33 protein-coding genes and 2 pseudogenes are annotated in these 21,564 nt (G+C 44.0%); 6 read left to right on the forward strand and 29 right to left on the reverse strand.

Annotated elements, in window-relative coordinates:
- Positions 1-63: 63 nt before the first annotated feature.
- The 29 genes and pseudogenes from rplQ to AC4CVD_RS14960 form a co-directional block, all read right to left on the reverse strand.
- On the reverse strand, positions 64-429 hold the full coding sequence (gene rplQ / locus AC4CVD_RS14820; RefSeq protein WP_004691290.1) for a 50S ribosomal protein L17: 366 nt from the start codon (positions 427-429) through the stop codon (positions 64-66).
- Positions 430-447: 18 nt separating this feature from the next.
- The gene (locus AC4CVD_RS14825; protein ID WP_004691292.1) at positions 448-1,455 is read right to left on the reverse strand and encodes a DNA-directed RNA polymerase subunit alpha; all 1,008 of its coding nucleotides are present in this window, start codon (positions 1,453-1,455) and stop codon (positions 448-450) included.
- A gap of 16 nt (positions 1,456-1,471) precedes the next feature.
- Positions 1,472-2,098: a 30S ribosomal protein S4 gene (gene rpsD, locus AC4CVD_RS14830; RefSeq protein ID WP_004691294.1), complete on the reverse strand. Its 627-nt coding sequence runs from the start codon at positions 2,096-2,098 to the stop codon at positions 1,472-1,474.
- A 12-nt stretch (positions 2,099-2,110) separates the two neighbouring features.
- Entirely contained in the window at positions 2,111-2,497 is a 387-nt protein-coding gene (gene rpsK, locus AC4CVD_RS14835) for a 30S ribosomal protein S11 (protein ID WP_001040166.1), read from the reverse strand.
- Positions 2,498-2,516: 19 nt separating this feature from the next.
- The gene (gene rpsM, locus AC4CVD_RS14840; protein ID WP_004691296.1) at positions 2,517-2,873 is read right to left on the reverse strand and encodes a 30S ribosomal protein S13; all 357 of its coding nucleotides are present in this window, start codon (positions 2,871-2,873) and stop codon (positions 2,517-2,519) included.
- A 107-nt stretch (positions 2,874-2,980) separates the two neighbouring features.
- Positions 2,981-3,097 (reverse strand): 50S ribosomal protein L36, encoded by a 117-nt coding sequence (gene rpmJ, locus AC4CVD_RS14845; protein WP_000867907.1) that lies wholly within the window; start codon positions 3,095-3,097, stop codon positions 2,981-2,983.
- 19 nt (positions 3,098-3,116) lie between these two features.
- Entirely contained in the window at positions 3,117-4,436 is a 1,320-nt protein-coding gene (secY, locus tag AC4CVD_RS14850) for a preprotein translocase subunit SecY (protein WP_171054269.1), read from the reverse strand.
- 45 nt (positions 4,437-4,481) lie between these two features.
- Positions 4,482-4,922, reverse strand: a complete 441-nt coding sequence (gene rplO / locus AC4CVD_RS14855; RefSeq protein ID WP_004691300.1) for a 50S ribosomal protein L15 — start codon at positions 4,920-4,922, stop codon at positions 4,482-4,484.
- Positions 4,923-4,925: 3 nt separating this feature from the next.
- Positions 4,926-5,102, reverse strand: coding sequence for a 50S ribosomal protein L30 (rpmD, locus tag AC4CVD_RS14860; RefSeq protein ID WP_004691302.1), 177 nt, complete (start codon positions 5,100-5,102; stop codon positions 4,926-4,928).
- 6 nt (positions 5,103-5,108) lie between these two features.
- Positions 5,109-5,606: a 30S ribosomal protein S5 gene (gene rpsE / locus AC4CVD_RS14865; RefSeq protein ID WP_004691304.1), complete on the reverse strand. Its 498-nt coding sequence runs from the start codon at positions 5,604-5,606 to the stop codon at positions 5,109-5,111.
- Positions 5,607-5,608: 2 nt separating this feature from the next.
- On the reverse strand, positions 5,609-5,959 hold the full coding sequence (gene rplR, locus AC4CVD_RS14870; RefSeq protein WP_004650473.1) for a 50S ribosomal protein L18: 351 nt from the start codon (positions 5,957-5,959) through the stop codon (positions 5,609-5,611).
- Between the two features lie 14 nt (positions 5,960-5,973).
- A complete protein-coding gene (gene rplF / locus AC4CVD_RS14875) occupies positions 5,974-6,507 on the reverse strand; it encodes a 50S ribosomal protein L6 (protein ID WP_004691306.1) in 534 nt (177 codons plus the stop codon).
- A gap of 13 nt (positions 6,508-6,520) precedes the next feature.
- On the reverse strand, positions 6,521-6,916 hold the full coding sequence (rpsH, locus tag AC4CVD_RS14880) for a 30S ribosomal protein S8 (protein ID WP_004691308.1): 396 nt from the start codon (positions 6,914-6,916) through the stop codon (positions 6,521-6,523).
- A gap of 12 nt (positions 6,917-6,928) precedes the next feature.
- Positions 6,929-7,234 (reverse strand): 30S ribosomal protein S14, encoded by a 306-nt coding sequence (gene rpsN / locus AC4CVD_RS14885; protein WP_004691309.1) that lies wholly within the window; start codon positions 7,232-7,234, stop codon positions 6,929-6,931.
- Between the two features lie 9 nt (positions 7,235-7,243).
- Positions 7,244-7,780 carry a 50S ribosomal protein L5 gene (gene rplE / locus AC4CVD_RS14890; protein ID WP_004691311.1) on the reverse strand — a complete coding sequence of 179 codons (537 nt, stop codon included), beginning with the start codon at positions 7,778-7,780 and terminating at the stop codon, positions 7,244-7,246.
- A gap of 15 nt (positions 7,781-7,795) precedes the next feature.
- The gene (gene rplX / locus AC4CVD_RS14895; RefSeq protein ID WP_004691313.1) at positions 7,796-8,113 is read right to left on the reverse strand and encodes a 50S ribosomal protein L24; all 318 of its coding nucleotides are present in this window, start codon (positions 8,111-8,113) and stop codon (positions 7,796-7,798) included.
- A gap of 9 nt (positions 8,114-8,122) precedes the next feature.
- Complete coding sequence (gene rplN, locus AC4CVD_RS14900) at positions 8,123-8,491, reverse strand: 50S ribosomal protein L14 (protein WP_004657680.1); 369 nt, start codon at positions 8,489-8,491, stop codon at positions 8,123-8,125.
- A 92-nt stretch (positions 8,492-8,583) separates the two neighbouring features.
- Positions 8,584-8,841 carry a 30S ribosomal protein S17 gene (rpsQ, locus tag AC4CVD_RS14905; protein ID WP_004691314.1) on the reverse strand — a complete coding sequence of 86 codons (258 nt, stop codon included), beginning with the start codon at positions 8,839-8,841 and terminating at the stop codon, positions 8,584-8,586.
- Positions 8,838-9,035 (reverse strand): 50S ribosomal protein L29, encoded by a 198-nt coding sequence (gene rpmC / locus AC4CVD_RS14910; protein ID WP_004650482.1) that lies wholly within the window; start codon positions 9,033-9,035, stop codon positions 8,838-8,840. Before rpmC ends, rpsQ begins: the two co-directional genes overlap by 4 nt.
- Positions 9,035-9,448 (reverse strand): 50S ribosomal protein L16, encoded by a 414-nt coding sequence (gene rplP / locus AC4CVD_RS14915; protein ID WP_004691317.1) that lies wholly within the window; start codon positions 9,446-9,448, stop codon positions 9,035-9,037. Before rplP ends, rpmC begins: the two co-directional genes overlap by 1 nt.
- Positions 9,388-10,204 (reverse strand): annotated as a pseudogene (gene rpsC / locus AC4CVD_RS14920) (30S ribosomal protein S3). Before rpsC ends, rplP begins: the two are co-directional and overlap by 61 nt.
- Position 10,205: 1 nt before the next feature.
- Positions 10,206-10,535: a 50S ribosomal protein L22 gene (gene rplV, locus AC4CVD_RS14925; RefSeq protein ID WP_004691320.1), complete on the reverse strand. Its 330-nt coding sequence runs from the start codon at positions 10,533-10,535 to the stop codon at positions 10,206-10,208.
- Positions 10,536-10,544: 9 nt separating this feature from the next.
- Positions 10,545-10,820 carry a 30S ribosomal protein S19 gene (gene rpsS, locus AC4CVD_RS14930; RefSeq protein ID WP_004281508.1) on the reverse strand — a complete coding sequence of 92 codons (276 nt, stop codon included), beginning with the start codon at positions 10,818-10,820 and terminating at the stop codon, positions 10,545-10,547.
- A gap of 19 nt (positions 10,821-10,839) precedes the next feature.
- Positions 10,840-11,664 carry a 50S ribosomal protein L2 gene (rplB, locus tag AC4CVD_RS14935; protein ID WP_004691322.1) on the reverse strand — a complete coding sequence of 275 codons (825 nt, stop codon included), beginning with the start codon at positions 11,662-11,664 and terminating at the stop codon, positions 10,840-10,842.
- Positions 11,665-11,675: 11 nt separating this feature from the next.
- Positions 11,676-11,996, reverse strand: coding sequence for a 50S ribosomal protein L23 (rplW, locus tag AC4CVD_RS14940; RefSeq protein WP_004691323.1), 321 nt, complete (start codon positions 11,994-11,996; stop codon positions 11,676-11,678).
- Positions 11,993-12,595: a 50S ribosomal protein L4 gene (gene rplD / locus AC4CVD_RS14945; RefSeq protein WP_004691326.1), complete on the reverse strand. Its 603-nt coding sequence runs from the start codon at positions 12,593-12,595 to the stop codon at positions 11,993-11,995. The genes rplW and rplD overlap by 4 nt, the downstream gene beginning before the upstream one ends.
- An 11-nt stretch (positions 12,596-12,606) precedes the next feature.
- Positions 12,607-13,245: a 50S ribosomal protein L3 gene (gene rplC, locus AC4CVD_RS14950; protein WP_004691328.1), complete on the reverse strand. Its 639-nt coding sequence runs from the start codon at positions 13,243-13,245 to the stop codon at positions 12,607-12,609.
- Positions 13,246-13,305: 60 nt separating this feature from the next.
- Positions 13,306-13,617: a 30S ribosomal protein S10 gene (rpsJ, locus tag AC4CVD_RS14955; protein WP_000070912.1), complete on the reverse strand. Its 312-nt coding sequence runs from the start codon at positions 13,615-13,617 to the stop codon at positions 13,306-13,308.
- Between the two features lie 264 nt (positions 13,618-13,881).
- Positions 13,882-14,619: a type 1 glutamine amidotransferase gene (locus AC4CVD_RS14960; RefSeq protein ID WP_490753379.1), complete on the reverse strand. Its 738-nt coding sequence runs from the start codon at positions 14,617-14,619 to the stop codon at positions 13,882-13,884.
- Positions 14,620-14,768: 149 nt separating this feature from the next.
- Between AC4CVD_RS14960 and AC4CVD_RS14965 the strand changes: the two genes are divergently transcribed.
- The 6 genes and pseudogenes from AC4CVD_RS14965 to AC4CVD_RS14990 all read left to right on the forward strand — a co-directional run bounded on the left by AC4CVD_RS14965 (position 14,769) and on the right by AC4CVD_RS14990 (position 21,529).
- Positions 14,769-15,989 carry a PLP-dependent transferase gene (locus AC4CVD_RS14965; RefSeq protein ID WP_424904400.1) on the forward strand — a complete coding sequence of 407 codons (1,221 nt, stop codon included), beginning with the start codon at positions 14,769-14,771 and terminating at the stop codon, positions 15,987-15,989.
- 8 nt (positions 15,990-15,997) lie between these two features.
- Positions 15,998-17,581, forward strand: a complete 1,584-nt coding sequence (locus AC4CVD_RS14970) for a helicase HerA-like domain-containing protein (RefSeq protein ID WP_490753380.1) — start codon at positions 15,998-16,000, stop codon at positions 17,579-17,581.
- Positions 17,582-17,731: 150 nt separating this feature from the next.
- Positions 17,732-18,940 (forward strand): NO-inducible flavohemoprotein, encoded by a 1,209-nt coding sequence (gene hmpA, locus AC4CVD_RS14975; protein WP_078390009.1) that lies wholly within the window; start codon positions 17,732-17,734, stop codon positions 18,938-18,940.
- A 91-nt stretch (positions 18,941-19,031) separates the two neighbouring features.
- Positions 19,032-19,481, forward strand: a complete 450-nt coding sequence (locus tag AC4CVD_RS14980) for an RrF2 family transcriptional regulator (RefSeq protein WP_270428918.1) — start codon at positions 19,032-19,034, stop codon at positions 19,479-19,481.
- Positions 19,482-19,584: 103 nt separating this feature from the next.
- Positions 19,585-20,445, forward strand: coding sequence for a ribosome biogenesis GTP-binding protein YihA/YsxC (yihA, locus tag AC4CVD_RS14985; protein WP_078426166.1), 861 nt, complete (start codon positions 19,585-19,587; stop codon positions 20,443-20,445).
- A 139-nt stretch (positions 20,446-20,584) separates the two neighbouring features.
- Positions 20,585-21,529: pseudogene (locus tag AC4CVD_RS14990) on the forward strand (metal-dependent hydrolase).
- Positions 21,530-21,564: the final 35 nt, after the last annotated feature.

The following is a 21,564-nucleotide window of genomic DNA, read 5'->3' on the forward strand; positions in this document are numbered from 1 at the left end:
CCATAAAAAAAGACCAGTGAAACACTGGTCTTTTTCTAAGAACAACTGAATAGTTCTACGAAATTATTTAACTTCGCGATCTACTAGTTCAACGTAAGCCATCGGCGCAGCATCACCTGCACGGAAGCCCGCTTTAAGAACACGTAGATAACCGCCGTTACGTTCTTTGTAACGAGGGCCAAGAACGGTAAATAATTTACCAACAGTTGCTGCTGAACGAGTACGAGCAAACGCTAAGCGACGGTTTGCAACAGTATCGTTTTTAGCTAAAGTGATTAAAGGCTCAGCTACACGACGTAACTCTTTTGCTTTAGGCACAGTTGTTTTGATCAACTCGTGCTCAAACAAAGAGTTAGCCATGTTTTGAAACATCGCTTTACGATGGCTGCTTGTACGGCCTAATTTCACACCACTATTACGATGACGCATGGTGATAGTCCTACTTAATTAACGGCTACGATAGGCGAAACGATCGTCCATACGGAGACTAGCTGGTGGCCAGTTCTCTAAACGCATGCCGAGTTGTAAGCCTTTTGAAGCCAGAACATCTTTGATCTCAGTAAGCGATTTTTTACCAAGGTTAGGAGTTTTGAGTAACTCAACCTCAGTGCGCTGTACAAGATCACCAATGTAGTAAATGTTTTCTGCTTTCAAACAGTTAGCAGAACGAACAGTAAGCTCTAGATCATCTACTGGACGAAGCAAAATCGGATCAACTTCTTCACGAGGTTCTTGAGCAACAGGAGCTTGATCTTTCTGAAGGTCAACAAAAATTGCAATTTGTTGTTGCAAGATTGTTGCCGCTTTGCGGATCGCTTCTTCAGGATCAACTGTACCGTTGGTCTCAAGATCAATGACCAATTTATCAAGGTCTGTACGTTGTTCTACACGAGCGTTTTCCACTGTGTAAGACACACGTTTGATTGGGCTATAAGAAGCATCTAACTGTAAGCGACCTACAGGGCGAGTTTCGCCTTCTGGGAAACGCGAGTCAGAAGTTTCATAACCACGACCTTGAGAAACTTTCAAGCGCATTTTTAATGAGCCTGAAGCACTTAAAGTACCGATCAAATGTTCAGGGTTAACCACTTCAACATTATGAGGTAAACGAAGGTCAGCGGCAGTTACGTCGCCAGGACCTTGTTTCTCTAATGTCAAATAAGCTTCATTTTGATCGAACAGCTTAATAGACAATCCTTTTAGGTTCAGCAAGAGCTCGACGATGTCCTGCTGCAAGCCTTCCAAAGTACTGTACTCGTGCTCGACACCTTCAATCTCAACTTCAACCACAGCAGCGCCAGGTAAAGAAGAAAGAAGGATGCGACGTAAAGCATTGCCCAGAGTATGACCAAAGCCACGCTCTAAGGGTTCTAGAATAACTTTTGCCGAGGTCCCGCTAACCGCTTCGACCTTGATCGCTTGCGGAGTTAGAAACTCATTTGCAGTACGCGTCATATTGCTACCTCAAGGATTATTTAGAATACAATTCTACAATCAAGCTTTCGTTGATTTCAGCAGGTAAATCTGAACGATCTGGTGCAGCTTTAAACGTACCTTCCAACTTAGAATGGTCAATTTCCATCCAAGAAGGAATACCACGTTGTGCAGCTAATTCAACTGCGTTTTTGATACGCAATTGTTGTTTAGCACCTTCATGCACAGCAATTACATCACCAGCTTTAACTTGGATAGACGCGATGTTAACACGACGGCCATTCAAAGTGATCGAGCGGTGAGATACAAGCTGACGAGCTTCTGCACGTGTAGAACCAAAACCCATGCGATAAACGACGTTATCAAGACGGCTTTCAAGCAGTTTCAACAAGTTTTCACCAGTTGCGCCTTTCACACGAGCAGCTTCTTTATAGTAATTACTAAATTGACGCTCTAAAACACCGTACATACGACGTACTTTTTGTTTTTCACGTAATTGTAGTGAGTACTCAGATTGTTTGCCACCACGCGCTCCGCCATGTTGGCCAGGAGCTTTAGCAGCTTTTTTAGTTTTGACGTCAAATGGTTTAACGCCAGATTTTAATTGCAGGTCTGTCCCTTCGCGGCGAGAGAGTTTGCATTTTGGACCAATATAACGAGCCATGAATGTTTCTCCTTACACGCGACGTTTTTTAGGTGGACGGCAACCGTTGTGCGGGATTGGCGTCACATCGGTAATGCTGTTAATTTTATAACCCACTGCACCTAAAGCACGAACCGCAGATTCACGACCAGGACCAGGACCTTTTACAAGGACGTCCAAGTTTTTCAAACCGTAGTCTAAAGCAGCTTTACCAGCAACTTCAGCAGCTACCTGAGCAGCAAACGGAGTTGATTTACGTGATCCACGGAAGCCTTGTCCACCAGAGGTAGCCCAAGCCAGTGCATTACCTTGACGATCGGTAATAGTCACAATGGTGTTATTAAAAGAAGCGTGAATGTGTGCAACACCTTCAGAGACGGTACGAGTGACCTTCTTGCGTGTGCGAGTATCTTTAGCCATCTTTTAGCTTCCAGAAATCTTATTTCTTAATAGGTTTGCGCGGACCTTTACGGGTACGTGCGTTAGTTTTGGTGCGTTGTCCACGGACAGGCAAGCTGCGACGATGACGAAGACCGCGGTAGCAGCCTAAATCCATTAAACGTTTAATGTTCATGGAAATTTCGCGACGTAAATCACCTTCGGTCGGAACCTTAGCAACTTCTGCACGAATCGCATCAAGCTGAGCGTCATCTAATTCACGGATCTTTGTAGTCGGCGCGATACCAACAGCAGCCAAGATATTCTTAGCAGTGTGGCGACCTACACCAAAGATGTACGTTAGAGAGATAACAGCATGCTTGTTATCCGGAATGTTTACACCGGCAATACGAGCCATTCAATTTTCTCCAAAAAGGCAGTTAAGACAATCAACCGCCCCACAAAAATCTTGAGGGGCGGATAATAACCTAATTAGCCTACTGAAATCAACAGGTCTTGATCAGATTAACCTTGACGCTGCTTATGACGAGGTTCTGCGCTACAAATTACGCGAATAACCCCATTACGACGGATAACTTTACAGCTACCACAAATTTTCTTTACAGAAGCTTGTACTTTCATGATGAAACCTCAAGTGCGCTTATCCCTTAGGATGAGCAGTCGTTTTTCTCATTAACGTTTGATTATCGTACTGATGCGAGGTGAGATGTGCTTGTAGCTGAGCCATAAAGTCCATCACTACCACCACAACAATAAGCAAAGATGTTCCACCTAAAGAGAATGGAATACCAAATGAGCTTTGTAAAATCATCGGCATTAAGCAAATGATGGTGATATAAATCGCGCCAATAAATGTCAAACGGTTAAGAATATGATCTAAGTAACGAGCAGTTTGCTCACCTGGACGAATACCAGGTACATAAGCCCCGCTGCGTTTCAAGTTTTCCGATACTTCTTTCGGGCTAAATACAAGCGCTGTATAAAAGTAACAGAAAAAGATAATTAACGCACCAAAGAGCACCAAATACAACGGCTGACCAGGCGAAAGCACTAATGCCAAATCTTGCAAACTACGTTTGATAATACCCGCATTCGGATCTGCACTACCCACCCATTGCCCTAAGCTCGCAGGGAACAAAAGCAATGAACTTGCGAAAATCGCTGGGATCACACCCGCCATATTAATTTTTAATGGCAAATGCGACTGTTGTGCAGTAAATACACGACGTCCTTGTTGTTTTTGAGCATAGTTTACTGGAATACGACGTTGCGCCTTCTCAATAAACACAATTGCAGCTAATACAGCCAGTGACAACACGCCAAAAATTACCAAGCCGATTAGACTGGTTTGACCATTATCTACTGATGATATTGATTGCAGAATTAAATTCGGCAAACCTGCAACGATACCGGCGAAGATGATCATGGAAATACCATTGCCCACCCCACGTTCGGTAATTTGCTCACCTAACCACATCAAGAACATTGTACCTGCAACCAAAGAGGTTACAGCTGGTACGTAGAAAGCCAGACCTGCAGTTAAGGTAATCCCTTGACTGATCAGACCAGCACACATCCCAATTGCCTGCACGAGTGCAAGGAACAATGTACCCTGTCGCGTATATTGATTAATCTTACGCTTGCCTTGTTCGCCTTCTTTCTTTAAAGCTTCCAGCGAAGGAATAACAGTAGACATTAACTGCACGATAATCGATGCAGAAATGTACGGCATAATCCCAAGAGCAAGAATGGACATACGCTCTAATGCACCACCTGAAAACATGTTAAACAAACCAAGGATCGTGCCTTGGTTTGCATTAAAAAGATTTTCAAGTGCGGCATTATTAATGCCTGGTACTGGAATATGTGCTCCTAGTCGAAAAACCAATAATGCACCGATGAGAAACATCATGCGGCGAATAATTTCACGGTATTTCACATGAAATGGCTGGCCTTTCATCATATTGACATGACCTGAAGAACTAGGAGACATAGACACTAGCGATTACTCCTCGACTTTACCGCCAGCAGCTTCAACAGCAGCTTTAGCGCCTTTAGTCACAGCAACACCTTGAACAGTGAATGCACGAGTAATTTCACCAGAAAGTACGATACGAGCACGTAACATATCTTTACGTACAACGTTTGCAGCTTTTAAAGTTTCTAGGCTAACGATGTCGCCTTCCACTTTAGTAAGCTCAGATAAACGTACTTCAGCAGTTTTCAAAGCGATTTGGCTAGTGAAACCGAATTTAGGTAAACGACGATATAACGCTGTTTGACCACCTTCAAAGCCTGGACGAGTACCACCGCTCTTACGTGAATTCTGACCTTTGACACCACGGCCACCAGTCTTACCAACGCCAGAACCGATACCACGGCCTAGACGACGATTTTCACGTTTTGCACCTTCAGCAGGTGCAAGCTCATTTAAACGCAGAGTCATGGCTTATTCCTCTACACTAACCATATAGTAGACTTGGTTGATCATACCACGGTTAGAAGGCGTATCTTGCACTTCTACAGTATGACCAATACGACGCAGACCTAAACCTTGTAGGCTAAGCTTGTGATTTTTCAAGCGATGCGCAGAAGATTTAGTCTGGGTAACTTTAATCGTTTTCATGATTGATTACCCTTGAATTTGTTCTACTGTAAGACCACGTTTCGCAGCAACCTTCTCAGGAGAAGTCATATCACGCAGACCGTTAAAAGTCGCGTTTACTACGTTTGCAGCGTTAGTAGAACCATAACATTTTGTTAATACGTTACGTACGCCTACAGCTTCTAGAACTGCACGCATAGCACCACCAGCGATTACACCAGTACCTTCAGAAGCAGGCTGCATGTAAACACGGCTTGCACCGTGACGCGCGTTAATAGGGTGCTGTACAGTACCGTTAACAAGGTCAACAGTAATCATGTTGCGACGAGCAGCTTCAAGTGCTTTAGAAATAGCAGCTGGAACTTCACGTGCTTTACCACGACCAAAACCTACACGACCATTACCATCACCAACCACAGTCAATGCTGTGAAAGAGAAGATACGACCACCCTTAACAACTTTGGCTACACGATCAACGGCAACCAGCTTTTCAACAAGACCTTCGTTTTGTTCAACTTTAGCCATGATTAGAACTCCAAGCCGTTTTCACGAGCAGCATCAGCCAAGGCTTTGATACGACCATGATATTTGAAACCAGAACGGTCAAATGCAACTTTAGTAACACCAGCTGCTTTAGCGCGTTCTGCGATTAAAGCACCTACTTTAGTAGCTGCTTCAACGTTACCAGTTGTGCCAGCACGTAAAGTAGCATCTAAAGTTGAAGCTTGCGCTAAAACTTTGCCACCATCTGCTGAAATAACTTGAGCGTAGATGTGACGCGGAGTGCGGTTTACACACAAACGAGTCGCACCCAACGCACGGATGTGCAAGCGTGTGCTTTTCGCACGACGCAAACGGGATTGTTTCTTTTCGTTCATAAGAACCTCGCGCCTTATTTCTTCTTAGCTTCTTTACGAAGTACAACTTCGTCAGAATAACGAACACCTTTACCTTTATAAGGCTCTGGTGGACGGTAACCACGGATATCTGCAGCAACCTGACCTAAACGTGCTTTATCAGCAGATTTAAGAACAATTTCAGTTGCTGTAGGAGTTTCAGCAGTTACACCTTCAGGAAGCGTATAGTCGATCGGGTGAGAGAAACCAAGGTTAAGGTTAACAATGTTACCTTTAACCGCAGCTTTATAACCAACACCGATAAGTTGTAACTTACGTTCAAAGCCTTCGCTCACACCTTTTACAAGGTTGTTAAGCACAGCGCGAGCAGTACCAGCTTGCATCCAAGCGTCTTTCGACTCAGCTTTTGGAGCAATCGCTAAAATACCGTCTTCCTGTTTAAGCTCGACCAGCGCATGCAGGGTGAAAGACAAAGTACCTTTGCTACCTTTCACTTCGACCTGCCGGCCGTTCTGAGTAACTGTTACACCGTTAGGTACAGTTACTGGGGCTTTAGCCACACGAGACATGAGGAATCACCTATTAAGAAACAAAAGCAATAACTTCACCACCGATACCTGCAGCACGTGCAGCGCGATCAGTCATGATGCCTTTGCTTGTAGAAACAATTGCAATACCTAAACCTTGCTTAACGCTCGGAAGTGCATCTTTACCGCGATACTGACGTAGACCTGGACGGCTTACGCGTTTCACAGTTTCGATAACTGGTTTGCCTTCGAAATACTTTAAAGTCAAAGTAAGAGTTGCTTTGCCTTCAGCATCCGCAACTTCTACGTTTGAAATGTAACCTTCTTGTTGAAGAACGTTTGCAATAGCAACCTTCAACTTAGAGTTAGGCATAGAAACTGTTTGTTTCTTTGCCATTTGCGCGTTACGAACACGAGTTAACATGTCGGCAACGGTATCTTGCATACTCATCTATAGCGCTCCTTACCAGCTTGCCTTAACAACGCCCGGTACATCACCTTGCATTACTGTATCGCGTAATTTGTTACGGCTTAAACCGAACTTACGGAAGTAACCATGAGGACGACCAGTCAAACCACAACGGTTACGTAAACGTACTGGAGACGCATTACGTGGTAATGCTTGGAATTTCATCATCGCTTCGAAACGCTCTTCGTCGCTAGCATTTACGTTTGCAATAACAGCTTTTAATTCAGCACGTTTTGCAGCGTATTTAGCAACAGTAGCTTCGCGTTTCAATTCGCGATTAATCATACTTTTCTTAGCCATATCGACCTCTTATTTGAACGGGAAGCCGAATGCACGCATAAGCGCACGGCCTTCGTCATCGGTGCGAGCAGTCGTAGTGATGGTAATATCCATACCACGAATACGATCAATCTTATCAAAATCGATTTCAGGGAACATGATTTGTTCCTTAAGACCCATTGAGTAGTTGCCGCGACCGTCAAATGATTTCGCAGAGAAACCACGGAAGTCACGGATACGAGGGATCGCAATCGAGATTAGACGGTCTAAGAATTCGTACATACGTTCGCCGCGTAAAGTAACTTTACAACCAATCGGCCAACCATCACGGATTTTGAAACCAGCGATTGATTTGCGAGCTAACGTAAGAACTGGTTTTTGACCAGCGATAGCTTGCATATCAGCAAGAGCACCATCAAGGAGTTTTTTGTCAGCAGCAGCTGCGCCAACACCCATGTTGATCGTGATTTTAGTAATGCGAGGAATATCCATCACATTTTTAACGGCTAAAGTCTCTTGTAATTGAGCCTTAAGTTCGTCGTTGTAACGCGTTTTAAGTCTGGCCATTGCCTTTTCAACCTATTACTTCGCTACCGCCACTGATTCACCATTTGACTTGTAAACGCGAGTTTTCACGCCTTCAGTCACTTGGTAACCAACACGGTCAGCCTTTTGGGTTGTAGCATTAAAAATTGCCACGTTAGAGATATGAAGCGAAGCTTCTTGTGTAACTACAGCGCCTTCAGCACCTGTTGCACGGTTCGGCTTTTGATGCTTCTTAACCAAGTTAAGGCCTTCAACCATAACACGGTCATTTGAAACAGACAGAACAGTACCCTGTTTGCCTTTTTCTTTACCTGCGATCACAATAACTTGATCGCCTTTTTTAATCTTAGCCATGATTGCCTCTTATAGAACTTCAGGAGCCAGTGAAATAATTTTCATGAACTGTTCAGTACGAAGTTCACGAGTCACTGGTCCGAAAATACGAGTTGCAATCGGCGCTTTGTTGTTGTTCAAAATAACAGCAGCGTTATCGTCGAAACGAATCACTGAACCGTCTGGACGACGGATACCGAATTTTGTACGAACTACAACAGCATTCATCACGTCACCTTTTTTAACACGTGCGCGTGGAATAGCTTCTTTTACAGTAACTTTAATAATGTCGCCAACAGAAGCATAACGACGGTGTGAACCACCAAGTACTTTAATACATTGTACGCGGCGAGCACCACTATTGTCTGCTACGTCTAGCATACTTTCGGTTTGAATCATTGCCCTACTCCAAAACCGAGCATCACCGGTCACAATTTCGAAAGGCTCAAAGAGTACTCGAAATTAACCGATGATGCAACAGATACGTCTAATTACTCAGCAGCAGCTTCAACAACTTCAACTAGAGTCCAAGACTTAGTTTTAGAAATTGGGCGGCTTTCTTTGATAGTCACAACGTCGCCAGTTTTAGCTGTGTTGTTCTCATCGTGAGCATGTAATTTAGTTGAACGGCGGATTGATTTGCCATACAACGGGTGTTGAACGCGGCGTTCGATAAGTACAACAATAGACTTGTCCATTTTGTCGCTTACTACTTTGCCGGTTAACGTGCGAACTGTTTGTTCACTCATTGTCCGTTCCCCTGTTTTTCGGTAAGGAGTGTCTTAATACGAGCAATTGTCTTACGAGTAAGTGCAACTTCGTGCGATTTACCCAATTGACCAGTTGCTTTTGCCATACGAAGACGGAATTGGTTAAGCTGTTGCTCATCAAGCAAAGCTGTCAACTCTTCTACCGACTTTTCACGTAGATCTTTAGTTTTCATTACATTACCGTCCGAGTCACGATAGTGGTTTTAAACGGAAGTTTAGCAGCTGCAAGCGTAAACGCTTCGCGAGCCAATTCTTCGTTAACACCATCAATTTCGTACAAGACTTTACCTGGTTTGATTTGACAAACCCAGTATTCCACAGAACCTTTACCTTTACCCATACGCACTTCAAGAGGCTTAGAAGTAATCGGCTTGTCTGGGAAAACACGGATAAAGATCTTACCACCACGTTTAATACGACGGCTGATTGTACGACGCGCTGCTTCAATTTGACGAGCAGTCATTTGACCACGCTCAACAGATTTAAGTGCGATTGTACCAAAAGATACCGAGCTACCGCGGTGAGCTAGACCAGTGTTACGGCCTTTCTGCACTTTACGGAATTTAGTACGTTTAGGTTGTAACATGGATTATTCTCCTTTTTCAGCAGAACGATCATTGCGACGACCACGACGCTCTTGACCTTCACCACGACCACGACCGCGTTTAGCTGGACGCTCTTCAGCTGGAGCTGGGTTCATGACTTGTTTCATGCCACCCAAGATCTCACCACGGAAGATCCAAACTTTAACACCAATCGTACCGTAAGTCGTTTCAGCACGCATAGTTGAATAATCGATGTCTGCACGAAGTGTATGCAAAGGTACGCGACCTTCACGATACCACTCAGTACGAGCAATCTCAGCACCACCTAAACGGCCTGATACTTCAACTTTGATACCTTTAGCACCAGCACGCATTGTGTTTTGAACCGCACGCTTCATAGCACGACGGAACATTACACGTTTTTCTAATTGAGAAGCGATAGCTTCAGCAACTAAACGAGCGTCTAAGTCTGGGCGATCGATTTCATTGATGCTAACTTGCGCTGGAATACCCATAATTTGAGTAAGTTCACGCTGTAGTTTCTCAATGTCTTCGCCTTTTTTACCGATAACGATACCAGGACGTGCAGTGCTAATAGTTACTTTAGCAGCGCCCGTAGGACGTTCGATAAGAATATTGCTGATCATTGCATTCTTAAGTTTTTTAGTTAAAAACTCACGAACTTGAAGATCTTTAAGCAAGTATTCAGCGTATTGTTTCGGACTCGCATACCAGTTGGCGTTATGACGTTTTACAACACCAAGGCGGATACCGATTGGATGAACCTTCTGACCCATATCAAACCCCTACCTTAACGGTAATGTGACAAGTACGCTTAGTAATACGATCTGCACGGCCTTTAGCACGTGGCATAATACGTTTAAGGCTAGTGCCTTCGTCAACGTAAATCGTAGTAACCTTAAGGTCGTCTACATCTAAACTGTTATTGTGTTCAGCGTTTGCAATTGCAGATTCCAATGCTTTTTTAACCAAAACTGCAGCTTTTTTGTTGCTGAAGTTGAGAATATTAAGCGCGTGAGCAACAGATTTGCCACGGATTAGATCTGCAACCAAACGAGTTTTTTGTGCCGAGATAGCGGCACCGCGTAATTTAGCAGTAACTTCCATCATAGCACCTTAACGTTTAGATTTCTTGTCAACACCGTGACCACGATAGGTACGAGTTGGCGCGAATTCACCAAGTTTGTGACCAACCATATGTTCAGATACGATCACTGGAACATGGTTACGGCCATTATGTACAGAAATTGTTAAACCAACAAAATCCGGGAGGATCATCGAACGACGCGACCAAGTTTTGATCGGCTTACGGTTATTAGCCGCGATAGCCGCTTCAACCTTAGCGAACAAGTGCGCATCGACGAATGGGCCTTTTTTCAGAGAACGAGGCATTGTCAGATTCCTTTACTTGTTACTTAACGCGACGGTCGCGAATAATCATCTTAGTCGTACGCTTATTGGTACGTGTCTTGTACCCTTTAGCTTTTTGACCCCATGGGCTTACAGGTTGAATACCTTTGCTACGACCTTCACCACCACCGTGCGGGTGATCTACTGGGTTCATCGCCATACCACGAACGGTAGGACGAACGCCACGCCAGCGTGCTGCACCTGCTTTACCAAGTGAACGAAGGTTGCTTTCTTGGTTAGAAACTTCACCAAGAACTGCACGGCACTCAACGTGAATTTTACGCATTTCACCAGAACGTAAACGAACGATAGCGTAAGAACCGTCACGACCCAACAACTGAACTGAAGTACCAGCTGAACGAGCTAATTGCGCGCCTTTACCGATTTTAAGTTCGATGTTGTGAAGAGTAGAACCGATAGGCATGTTGCGAAGCGGTAAACAGTTACCTGGACGAATTGGAGCATCGTTACCAGATTGAACTTTATCGCCAGCACGAAGGCCTTTAGGCGCGATGATGTAGCGACGCTCACCATCAGCATACAATACTAGTGCAATGTGTGCTGTACGGTTAGGATCGTATTCAATACGCTCTACAGTTGCAGGAATACCATCTTTGTTACGTTTAAAGTCAACTAGACGGTAGTGCTGCTTGTGACCGCCACCAACGTGACGAGTCGTGATGTGACCGTTGTTATTACGACCACCAGTACGTTTTTTAGCTTCAACCAACGGAGCATAAGGCGCACCTTTGTGAAGATGGTCGTGAACGACTTTCTCTACAAAGCGACGTCCAGGAGACGTTGGCTTACATTTTTGAATTGGCATAATTCTCGTCCTTATTCCGCTGCGCTTTCAGCGGTATCGCCCAAGTCAGCCATTTCAACATCTTGGCCAGCTTTCAGGGTGACGTATGCTTTTTTAACATCAGAACGACGTCCTAATGTTTTACCAAAGCGTTTAGTCTTACCTTTAGTGATCGTTGTGTTAACTTTAACAACTTGAACACCAAACAATTGCTCAACAGCTTTTTTGATTTCAAGTTTGTTTGCATCAAGTGCAACTTTGAAAACTTGAACACCAGCAGTTTCGCCTAAAACTTGTGCTTTTTCTGAGAATACAGGTCCTTGCAGGACTTGATAGATACGTTCGTTGTTCATCCGAGTTCTACCTCAATTTTCTTAGCAGCAGCTACAGACATAACAACTTTATCGAACGCAATCAAGCTAACAGGATCGATAGCAGCAGCATCAACCACATCAACGTGTGGAATGTTGCGCGCTGCAAGGTATAGATTCTCATCTACAGATTCTGTAACGATCAATGCACGAGTAGCATTCAAGTCGTTAAGTTTTGCAAGCAACTCTTTAGTTTTTGGAGCAGCAACAGCAAACTCTTCAACCAATACAAGACGATCTTGGCGAACAAGTTCAGCTAAGATACATTGCATTGCACCGCGATACATTTTGCGGTTAACTTTTTGAGACCAATCTTGTGGGCGAGCAGCAAAAGTTTTACCACCACCTACCCAGATTGGGCTACGAATAGAACCAGCACGAGCGCGACCAGTACCTTTTTGACGGAATGGCTTTTTGCCACCGCCAGAAACGTCTGCACGTGATTTCTGAGCTTTTGAACCTTGACGGCCACCAGCTAAATAAGCTGTAACAACCTGGTGTACAAGAGCTTCATTGAATTCACGACCGAACGCAACTTCTGATAATTCAACAGCAGAGCCGGAAACAGTATTTAAATTCACGTTATTTCCCCTCAGGCCTTGATCGTAGGACGAACAGTTACGTCACCACCAGTAGCGCCAGGAATCGCACCTTTCACTACTAAAACTGAACGTTCTGCGTCGATAGATACAATTTCTAGACCCTGTACAGTTACGCGCTCAGCACCTAAATGACCAGCCATTTTTTTGCCTTTGAACACGCGACCAGGAGTCTGGTTTTGACCTGTAGAACCCAGAACACGGTGAGAAAGTGAGTTACCGTGAGTCGCATCTTGCGTACGGAAGTTCCAACGCTTAACACCACCCTGGAAACCTTTACCTTTCGACTGACCAGTTACGTCAACTACTTGACCAACTGTGAACATGTCTACACCGATAGTTCCACCAACTTCACGACCTTCAAGATCAGCTTCTGTTGCACGGAATTCTTGAACTAGACGACCAGCAGCAACACCCGCTTTCGCGAAGTGACCTTTCTGAGCGTTAGTTACGCGAGATTCGCGACGTTCACCAGTAGTGATTTGAATCGCTTGATAACCATCAGTTTCAAGCGTTTTGATTTGAGTGATGCGGTTAGGATCAACCTCAATCACTGTAACAGGCACAGAAACACCAGCATCTGTAAAGATACGTGTCATACCGCACTTGCGACCGACTAAACCAATAGCCATGTGCATAAACCTCTAAAAAAGCGGCCTAATTAACTTAGAGCGTTAATTAACCCGAAAGCCTTAACCCAATGCGATCTGAACATCAACACCAGCTGCAAGATCCAACTTCATCAATGCATCTACAGTTTTGTCTGTAGGTTGAACGATGTCGATCAAACGTTTATAAGTGCGGATCTCGTATTGGTCACGCGCATCTTTGTTAACGTGTGGTGATGTTAAAACGTTAAAACGTTCAATGCGTGTAGGCATTGGAATTGGACCACAAACTTGTGCGCCAGTACGTTTTGCTGTTTCTACGATTTCTTGAGCTGATTGATCAATTAAACGGTGATCAAAAGACTTCAAACGGATACGAATTCTCTGGTTAGACATACCAGTAAACTCCAAGCCAAATATATAAAGAATCACTCCTGACGCATCTCACCCCACTAAAAGGTAAGTGTCAAGAGCAGTGAAATATCACTAAGGTCATGATCGATGCCACGACTGTCACGATGTTAACTACTTTATTCGCAGTTAACCCCCTTTCATTAAAGGGTCGCTCATTATAGCCATTGTTTAATGCATAAGCAAATCCATTTTTGATTTTTTACAATATATTCAATTTGTTTGGATTATCAGTAGCTTAAAAAAGCATCAATGGACTGTTTGCCGCAACACATAATCAATTGCACTATTAAGAATTTGATTTCCCTCAATAAAATTTAATTTTGGTGATTTTTTCAATTCGGTTTCAGTTGCCACGTATTGACCCGAAAACTTATTCAGTTCGTCATCATTCTCTAAAAAGAGTGCCAAGGTTTCTGGCACGATCTCTGGGTGAAATTGAAAACCCAATACATTCTTTCCAATTTGGTACATTTGATTACGACACACGGTATTTTCAGCCAAATGTACGGCACCTTTTGGAATCTCAAAAGTCTCGCTATGCCATTGCATCACATTAAACTGTTCAGGCAACTCAAAGCATTCTGTTGGGACGTGCTGGATTTTGCGTACTGTCGCCCAACCCAACTCCTGTTGTTCATTGCGACTGACCGCGGCACCGAGCGCATTGGCAATCAATTGCCCACCCAAGCATAAACCAATCGCGGGTTTTCCTGCGGCCAAGTAACGTCTTAACCAACGCTTCTCGATCTTTAACCATGGAAAATTCACTTCATCATTCACACTCATGGTACCGCCCATAATGATGAGTAAGTCGACATCCTCAACACTCGGTAAAGCTTCTATCTCTAAGGCTTGATCTATAGGTAAAGCAAAAAACTCTGTTGCACTGATCACTGCACCTTGTTGTTTTAAATACGTATAGCAACTGCCGAACCCTTCACCAGCAATATGCTGAAAATAATGTACTTTTAAATGCGACGTCATGCGCTTATGCCTTCTTTTTACTATCCTTATCGATGATTTAGCAAAATTGAAGCCAACTTTTTATTTTGTTTACCTTTATTCACATTTGTTCAATTTTCTCGCCTATTTAGAAACTTTCTCTTAAGCTAAAAACAATTTATCGCTTTATGATGAGTCGATTCGTGAAAAAAAACCCGCAAACCGCATTGGTTCATGCACCAAGACAAGCGCCTCAGTACATTTCAACTGTCCAACCTCCCCTGTATCGTGCATCGACGATTATTTTTAAAGATACAGATGCACTGTTTAATCGCCATTGGACCGATGACTATGACTATAGTTATGGCACCCATGGCACCCCCACCACCTTTACATTGGGCGATAACATTGCACAAATTGAGGGTGGAACCTACTGCTTATTGGCACCAAGTGGTTTATCTGCCATCAACCTAGTGAACTCATGTTTTTTAAGTCATGGTGATGAAGTTTGGGTGGCAGATAATATTTACGGGCCAAACATGGAGCATCTTCGTAATCTAGAAAAACGCTATGGCATTGATGTTCGTGTTTATAACCCTATTGATGTGTCCTCTTTCCAACCGACGGAAAAAGCTAAACTGATTTGGCTAGAAGCCACAGGGTCGGTCACACTGGAGTTTCCAGATTTGGTCGGGCTGGTAAAAAAGGCACAAGCACATCATATGCTCACTGCTTTAGACAACACGTGGGGCGCAGGTCTTGCCTTTAATGCTTTTGATTTTAGTGATGTGCACTTAAGTGTAGATGTGACGGTACATGCTTTAACCAAGTACCCAAGTGGCGGTGGAGACATTTTAATGGGCTCAGTCGTGACACGTGAGCGAGCTTTACATCATCAACTCTTTCGCACGCATGCCATTCAAGGCATTAGCGTCTCTGGGGATGATGTTGCTCAAGTCCAACGTAGTCTGGCATCAATGCGTGTTCGGTATGCCGCACAGTCTGAAAGTGCGCTACAGCTACTGGCATGGCTAAAACAACAACCCGAATTTGTGCAGGTATTACACCCTGCTGACTCGAGTGCTGCGGGTCATTCATATTGGAAAGACATTTGTGTCGATCAACACAGTGCAGGTTTAGTCAGTGTCATTTTCAAGCCCGAATTTGATCTACAGGATATTCGTCAGTTTTGTGATGCCCTGTCACTCTTCAAACTCGGCTTTAGTTGGGGTGGTCCTGTAAGTTTGGTGATGCTGTATGACCTCAAAGACATGCGTACACTTGAGCATACACATTTACAACAAGGTTTATTGGTTCGCTTTTGTATAGGACTAGAACATCCTACCGATTTAATTCAAGATATAGAAAATGCACTAAAACAACTGAATAACCATCACAAGAAAATTGAATAGGAAGAAGTATGAGCACCCCGATCATCATTGCTAAGAAAACCACAAATACCCAACAAGATGTTGTTCTACACTCGAAGTTTGCCAACCGTCATGGCTTAATTGCAGGGGCAACAGGGACAGGTAAAACCGTAACCCTGAAGGTGTTGGCTGAAAGTTTTTCCAGACTCGGGGTGCCCGTATTTTTAGCCGATGCCAAAGGCGATGTTTCCAGCTTAGCGCAGGCAGGCGCATCCAACCCAAAATTTGATGAACGCATTAAAAGTTTAGGCATCGACAGCATTCCCTTTGCTGCATCCCCCGTGGTGTTTTGGGATTTATTTGCTGAACAAGGTCATCCTATTCGTACCACGATTACCGAAATTGGCCCGCTGTTGCTGGCACGTATGCTGAATTTAAATGACACCCAAGAAGGGGTACTTTCTGCGGTATTTCGTATTGCAGATGATCAAGGCATGTTACTGATCGACTTTAAAGACTTAAAAGCCATGATTGGTTATGTCAGTGAACATGCCGCAGAGCTTAAAGCCGAATATGGCAACCTATCTCCTGCCAGCCTTGGCGCGATTCAACGGAATTTATTGGCACTGGCCGATCAAGGCGGTGATCAATTCTTCGGGGAGCCCAGCTTAAATATTCTAGACTTTATTCAGACCGACAGTAATGGTCATGGCTATATCAATATTCTAGCCGCAGACAAGCTCATGAATACTCCAAAGCTCTATGCCACTTTTCTGCTCTGGATGCTCTCTGAACTCTTTGAACAGCTGCCTGAGGTTGGCGATATGGACAAGCCCAAGCTGGTGTTCTTCTTTGATGAAGCGCATTTGCTGTTTGATAATGCCAGTGCAGCGCTGCAAGAAAAAATTGAACAAGTGGTGCGCCTGATCCGCTCCAAGGGGGTGGGTATTTACTTTGTCACGCAAAACCCACTGGATTTGCCTGAAAGCGTCCTAGGACAGCTCGGTAATCGCGTACAACATGCCTTACGTGCCTTTACCCCGAAAGATCAAAAAGCAGTAAAAACGGCTGCGGATACCTTCCGTGCCAACCCTGAATTTAAGGTTGAGCAAGCCATCACTGAACTAGCTGTGGGTGAAGCTTTGATTAGTTGCCTAGATGAACAAGGCACGCCGCAAGTCGTGGAGCGCGCATGGGTGATGCCACCCTACTCGTCTTTCAGTCCTATTAGCCCAGAGCAACGTCAAACCTTAATTTCACAAAGTATCGTGGCAGGCATTTATGAAAAAAGCCTAGACCGTGAAAGTGCTTTTGAACTTCTACAAAATAAAGTGGTTGAACGCCAACAACAAGCGGTACAGATAGAGCAAGAGAAACAACAAGCCAAAGAACAAGAAGCGCTAGCGAAACAGCAAGCCAAAGAAGCTGAAACACTGGCTAAGCAACAAGCACGTGAGCAAGAGAGGATTGCGAAAGAACAGCAGAAAGGAGCTGAACGTGAAGCGAAACAGCGTGACAAGCTAATTCAAGACACGGTCGGAACCTTTGCTAAAAGTGCAGCACGTAGCCTTGGGGGCAGTACAGGACAAAAAATCGTCCGTGGTTTACTCGGCTCTTTGTTTGGGCGTAAGTGATCTACTTTTTAAATCTAAAAATCAAAATTTATGAGATATTATTATATTTCATAAAAAAATTAAGCTTTTCTTTAAAAGATGTATTTACATTACATCTTTAAAGGTATATTTTAAATACATCTTATAAATGATAGCCAAGAGAGATCAAACATGACTCCGCAGCAAATTGAACTTGTAAAAGCAACTGTTCCTGTCCTTCGTGAAAATGGTGTCGCACTCACGGGTTATTTTTATAACCGTATGTTAGGCAATAATCCTAATTTAAAAGAAACCTTTAATATGGGGCATCAACGCAGTGGCGCTCAAGCACAAGCTTTGGCGGGCGCTGTATTGGCCTATGCAGAAAACATTGAAGATCCTTCAGTATTACTCCCTGTGGTTGAGCTGATTGCCCACAAACATGTCAGCTTGAATATTCAAGCACCCGACTACAATATTGTTGGGGAAAACCTCCTCCATTCGATTAGTGAAGTTTTAAGTATTTCAATGGAGGATCCATTGATTGATGCTTGGGCTGCGGCGTATGGTCAATTGGCTGATTTATTCATTAGCACTGAAAAAGCGATTTATGAGCAACATCAACAAACCAAAGGGAGCTGGTTAGGCTGGCGCAACTTTAAAATCGCGAAGAAAGTGGTTGAAAGCGATGAAATAACTTCTTTCTATCTTGCCCCTGTGGACGGTGGTGATTTACCAAAATATGAAGCAGGTCAGTACATTTCAGTACGTGTATTTGTTGAGGAACTTGGTCTAAAACAACCTCGCCAATACACCCTTTCAACCAGCCCTCAAGCTGACTATTTACGTATCTCGGTCAAACGCGAAGATGAAAAAGGCGATTTGGCAGGCGGCTGGGTGTCAAATACCCTGCATGGTTTAGCCGAAGGTGCTGAAATTGAAGTGTCTGCACCAACAGGTAACTTCTACCTGATTGACCCAAACAAACGTAATGTCTTTATTAGTGGTGGTGTCGGCCTCACACCAATGGTGGCGATGCTGAATCAGTTGGTGACTTTAGATATGCCAGAACCTGTGACTTTTGTACACGCCTGCCGCAGCAAACAAGTGCATGCCATGAAACAGCACATTCATGACTTAAAAGCCAAATACCCACGCTTAAGCACCTTTACTGCGTACGAGTTCCCACATCAAAGCGATGTTTTGGGTCAAGATTATGATGCGAAGGGTCGCCTTGATTTGAGTACCATTGATAGCGCGATTCTACCTGTTCAAGCAGACTACTACTTATGTGGCCCAATGCCATTTATGGCTGAACAACAAAAAGCCCTGATTGCCCGTGGTGTTCCTGCCGAAAATATTCACAGTGAAGCTTTTGGCACAGGTGGTGTTCACCACTAACCCATGCCATCGGCATAAAATAGAGAGGGTTAGTCAGGTTATGCTAGACTAGCCCTTTGTTTTTTTTTGCTTATCAACGATCAGTACCCTCATGCAGCTCAATAAATTTACCGATTACGCTTTGCGAATTCTGATGTATGTTTCGCAGCCGAAAGCGCTGCCGCATACCATTGCAGAACTGGCGCAAGCACTACAAGTGTCTGAAAACCACTTGATGAAAATCGTACACTTTATGGCGAAACAGCAGTGGATTATTACCGCACGCGGTCGTGGTGGTGGGATTCGACTCAATCCAGAAAGCCTACATTTAAGACTGGGCGAAATTGTACGGGTCTTGCAAGCGGATCAGAACATTGTGGAATGCAACACCCCACCTTGCGTACTCCGTTCAAATTGCGGACTGAAAGGGATCTTAGATCAAGCGTTGGATCAGTTCTATCACAGCTTAGACCAATATACCTTAGCGGATGTACTGGGTACTGAGGCTCAGAATAAGTTCACGACCCACTCGCCGATTAACCTGATCAATCTTGCCGATTAAGGTCTTTTATAGACAAGATTGCGGACTTTACGCTGCAAAGGTCGATTGCCTGCTCGACTTCCATTATAATGGCTGATTGTAGATCATAAATTGAAGTTGAGTTATGCACCACAGCCGAGGAAAATCCAAAAACAGTAAAATTGCTGCTGCCCCAAAGCAAAAAATTAGCTATGAAAAAAAGGTAGATTCTGCAGTTACTGAGTATGCTGTGCGCGCTCTCAACTGGCTGCGTAAAGCAGAGTTTTTAATGAGTGCCCCGAAGCTCAACCTGTGTGTAGAAGATACAGGTTACGAAATTGCCTTTGCGGGTCGTTCAAATGCAGGTAAGTCTAGTGCGATCAACGCCTTAACCAACCAAAAGCAATTGGCTCGTGCCTCGAAAAGACCAGGTCGTACGCAGATGATTAACTTTTTCAGTCTGGGTAATCCTGACCAACGTCTCGTCGACTTACCCGGTTATGGTTATGCAGCCGTGCCTGAAGCGATGAAAATCGTGTGGCAAAAAGAGTTAGAAAATTACCTGATTCAGCGTAAAAGCTTACAAGGTTTAGTGTTGTTGATGGATATTCGTCATCCGCTACAGCACTTTGACGTGATGATGTTGGAATGGGCGTATTCACGTAAATTGTTTGTGCATGTGCTACTGACCAAGTCCGACAAACTCAACCGTGGCCCTGCCTCTAAAGCATTACAAGAAGTGAAAGCCCAATTGAAAAAGATGAAACTTGATTTCTCAATTCAATTGTTCTCTTCTCTCAATAAACAAGGCCTAGAAGAACTGGCAAGTGTGATGGGCGGACGACTGAATTTTACTTTAGACCAAGCTCAACACTTTGACTTAAGCAGTATTCCAGATGCGACAGCCGATGAGCTAGATGCAGACGAATTCGATGAAGATCCTGAACCCGCTATGGATCTTGATGCTGAAGACGATGTGGAAACCAAACCACAGTCTGAGGCTTAAGTTTTAAACGCCAACCTATAAAAGCATCATCTATTGCTGTATCTGTGTCTCCTATTGCTAATCGCAATCGGGGACTTTTTTTATACTGACGTTATTCAGCTCGTGAAAAAGTTCAACACATATAAAAATAGGTCAGCATATGAAATTATGGTCTCGATTAAAAAAAAACAAAATTCGTTCCTCTATTGCCTACACCATTAAGCCCCGCAAAGTTAAATTTGAGTGGCTAGACAGTCCGATTGCTTGGATTCCCAACCAACCTTTTGCCAGCTATTTGATCAATGAAATTAATATGATCCTACCCGCAGGTGAGTTCTGGTTCTGCCGCCTCTATACCAAAGTCTTACCACAAATTAGCGATGAAAAGCTGAAGCAAGATGTACAAGCCTTTATCCGCCAAGAAGCCATGCATGCGCAAGCACACAACTCAGTCAATAAAGAGTATCTCAGCCAAAGAAAGATTGATGTCTCCCGTAATCTAGAGTTGATGGATTTCTTATTTGGAAAATTACTGGCCGATAAACCACTAGATCTCACTGTACCTAAAGCACTTGAGCACCAGTGGGATCTGTTTCGACTCGATATTATTGCCACGGTGGAACACATGACCTGTGTCCTTGGAAAATATGCACTGGACAACACCGAATGGGAGAAAATGGGCGCTGACCCTGCGATGTTAGACTTGATCAAATGGCACGGCGCAGAAGAAATTGAACACCGTACCGTCGCATTTGATTTGTACCGACATTTAGGCGGGGGTTATATTGCGCGCTATTATTTGAGTCTGGTGGTGATTGCTGCCGTTCTGGGCTTATGGGTCGATGGTGCAGCTCATATTATGAAACAAGATGACCGCTTTAAGTCGATTCAACCCAGTCTGTTTAAACCTTGAATTTGGCGTGAGTGGCTGTCTATTTCTAAACGGAATCATCAAGTTTTACCAAGTCCGTTATGGCTCATCTCACAGCAATTTGGCTATTTAGTGCCGTGGTATGACCCTGTACACGAAGCCAAAACAGAAGATGCGATTGCCTACTTAGACCAATCCCCAGCGGCTAAACGTGCCATGCTCAAAGTCGCTTAAATCCTAAAATAAAAAAAGCAGCTTAATAGCTGCTT

It is taken from the genome of Acinetobacter sp. LipI_23 (assembly GCF_058243045.1).

Bases quoted from the DNA above. Each gene is read 5' to 3' on its own strand.
- rplP (WP_004691317.1), bottom strand. From the start codon at position 9,448: ATGTTACAACCTAAACGTACTAAATTCCGTAAAGTGCAGAAAGGCCGT.
- yihA (WP_078426166.1), top strand. From the start codon at position 19,585: ATGCACCACAGCCGAGGAAAATCCAAAAACAGTAAAATTGCTGCTGCC.
- AC4CVD_RS14970 (WP_490753380.1), top strand. From the start codon at position 15,998: ATGAGCACCCCGATCATCATTGCTAAGAAAACCACAAATACCCAACAA.
- rplF (WP_004691306.1), bottom strand. From the start codon at position 6,507: ATGTCTCGTGTGGCTAAAGCCCCAGTAACTGTACCTAACGGTGTAACA.
- hmpA (WP_078390009.1), top strand. From the start codon at position 17,732: ATGACTCCGCAGCAAATTGAACTTGTAAAAGCAACTGTTCCTGTCCTT.
- rplX (WP_004691313.1), bottom strand. From the start codon at position 8,113: ATGGCTAAGATTAAAAAAGGCGATCAAGTTATTGTGATCGCAGGTAAA.
- rpsN (WP_004691309.1), bottom strand. From the start codon at position 7,234: ATGGCTAAGAAAAGTATGATTAATCGCGAATTGAAACGCGAAGCTACT.
- rpsQ (WP_004691314.1), bottom strand. From the start codon at position 8,841: ATGAGTGAACAAACAGTTCGCACGTTAACCGGCAAAGTAGTAAGCGAC.
- rpsD (WP_004691294.1), bottom strand. From the start codon at position 2,098: ATGGCTCGTTATATTGGTCCAAAATGCAAACTCTCTCGCCGCGAAGGG.
- rplN (WP_004657680.1), bottom strand. From the start codon at position 8,491: ATGATTCAAACCGAAAGTATGCTAGACGTAGCAGACAATAGTGGTGCT.
- rpsE (WP_004691304.1), bottom strand. From the start codon at position 5,606: ATGGCTAAAGTTGAACAAAACGAAGGTCTTGTTGAAAAGCTGGTTGCC.
- rplC (WP_004691328.1), bottom strand. From the start codon at position 13,245: ATGGCTATTGGTTTAGTCGGTCGCAAGTGCGGTATGACACGTATCTTT.
- rpmD (WP_004691302.1), bottom strand. From the start codon at position 5,102: ATGAAAACGATTAAAGTTACCCAGACTAAATCTTCTGCGCATCGCTTG.
- rpsH (WP_004691308.1), bottom strand. From the start codon at position 6,916: ATGAGTATGCAAGATACCGTTGCCGACATGTTAACTCGTGTTCGTAAC.
- rplB (WP_004691322.1), bottom strand. From the start codon at position 11,664: ATGCCAATTCAAAAATGTAAGCCAACGTCTCCTGGACGTCGCTTTGTA.
- secY (WP_171054269.1), bottom strand. From the start codon at position 4,436: ATGAAAGGCCAGCCATTTCATGTGAAATACCGTGAAATTATTCGCCGC.
- rplO (WP_004691300.1), bottom strand. From the start codon at position 4,922: ATGACTCTGCGTTTAAATGAGCTTGCACCTGCTGAAGGTGCAAAACGT.
- rpsJ (WP_000070912.1), bottom strand. From the start codon at position 13,617: ATGTCTAACCAGAGAATTCGTATCCGTTTGAAGTCTTTTGATCACCGT.
- rpsM (WP_004691296.1), bottom strand. From the start codon at position 2,873: ATGGCTCGTATTGCCGGTGTAAACATTCCGGATAACAAGCATGCTGTT.
- AC4CVD_RS14980 (WP_270428918.1), top strand. From the start codon at position 19,032: ATGCAGCTCAATAAATTTACCGATTACGCTTTGCGAATTCTGATGTAT.
- AC4CVD_RS14965 (WP_424904400.1), top strand. From the start codon at position 14,769: ATGAGTCGATTCGTGAAAAAAAACCCGCAAACCGCATTGGTTCATGCA.
- rpsS (WP_004281508.1), bottom strand. From the start codon at position 10,820: ATGCCTCGTTCTCTGAAAAAAGGCCCATTCGTCGATGCGCACTTGTTC.
- AC4CVD_RS14825 (WP_004691292.1), bottom strand. From the start codon at position 1,455: ATGACGCGTACTGCAAATGAGTTTCTAACTCCGCAAGCGATCAAGGTC.
- rplW (WP_004691323.1), bottom strand. From the start codon at position 11,996: ATGAACAACGAACGTATCTATCAAGTCCTGCAAGGACCTGTATTCTCA.
- rplV (WP_004691320.1), bottom strand. From the start codon at position 10,535: ATGGAAGTTACTGCTAAATTACGCGGTGCCGCTATCTCGGCACAAAAA.
- AC4CVD_RS14960 (WP_490753379.1), bottom strand. From the start codon at position 14,619: ATGACGTCGCATTTAAAAGTACATTATTTTCAGCATATTGCTGGTGAA.
- rpsK (WP_001040166.1), bottom strand. From the start codon at position 2,497: ATGGCTAAAGATACTCGCACACGCAAGAAGGTCACTCGTACCGTCTCT.
- rpmJ (WP_000867907.1), bottom strand. From the start codon at position 3,097: ATGAAAGTACAAGCTTCTGTAAAGAAAATTTGTGGTAGCTGTAAAGTT.
- rplR (WP_004650473.1), bottom strand. From the start codon at position 5,959: ATGAACGAAAAGAAACAATCCCGTTTGCGTCGTGCGAAAAGCACACGC.
- rplE (WP_004691311.1), bottom strand. From the start codon at position 7,780: ATGGCCAGACTTAAAACGCGTTACAACGACGAACTTAAGGCTCAATTA.
- rpmC (WP_004650482.1), bottom strand. From the start codon at position 9,035: ATGAAAACTAAAGATCTACGTGAAAAGTCGGTAGAAGAGTTGACAGCT.
- rplQ (WP_004691290.1), bottom strand. From the start codon at position 429: ATGCGTCATCGTAATAGTGGTGTGAAATTAGGCCGTACAAGCAGCCAT.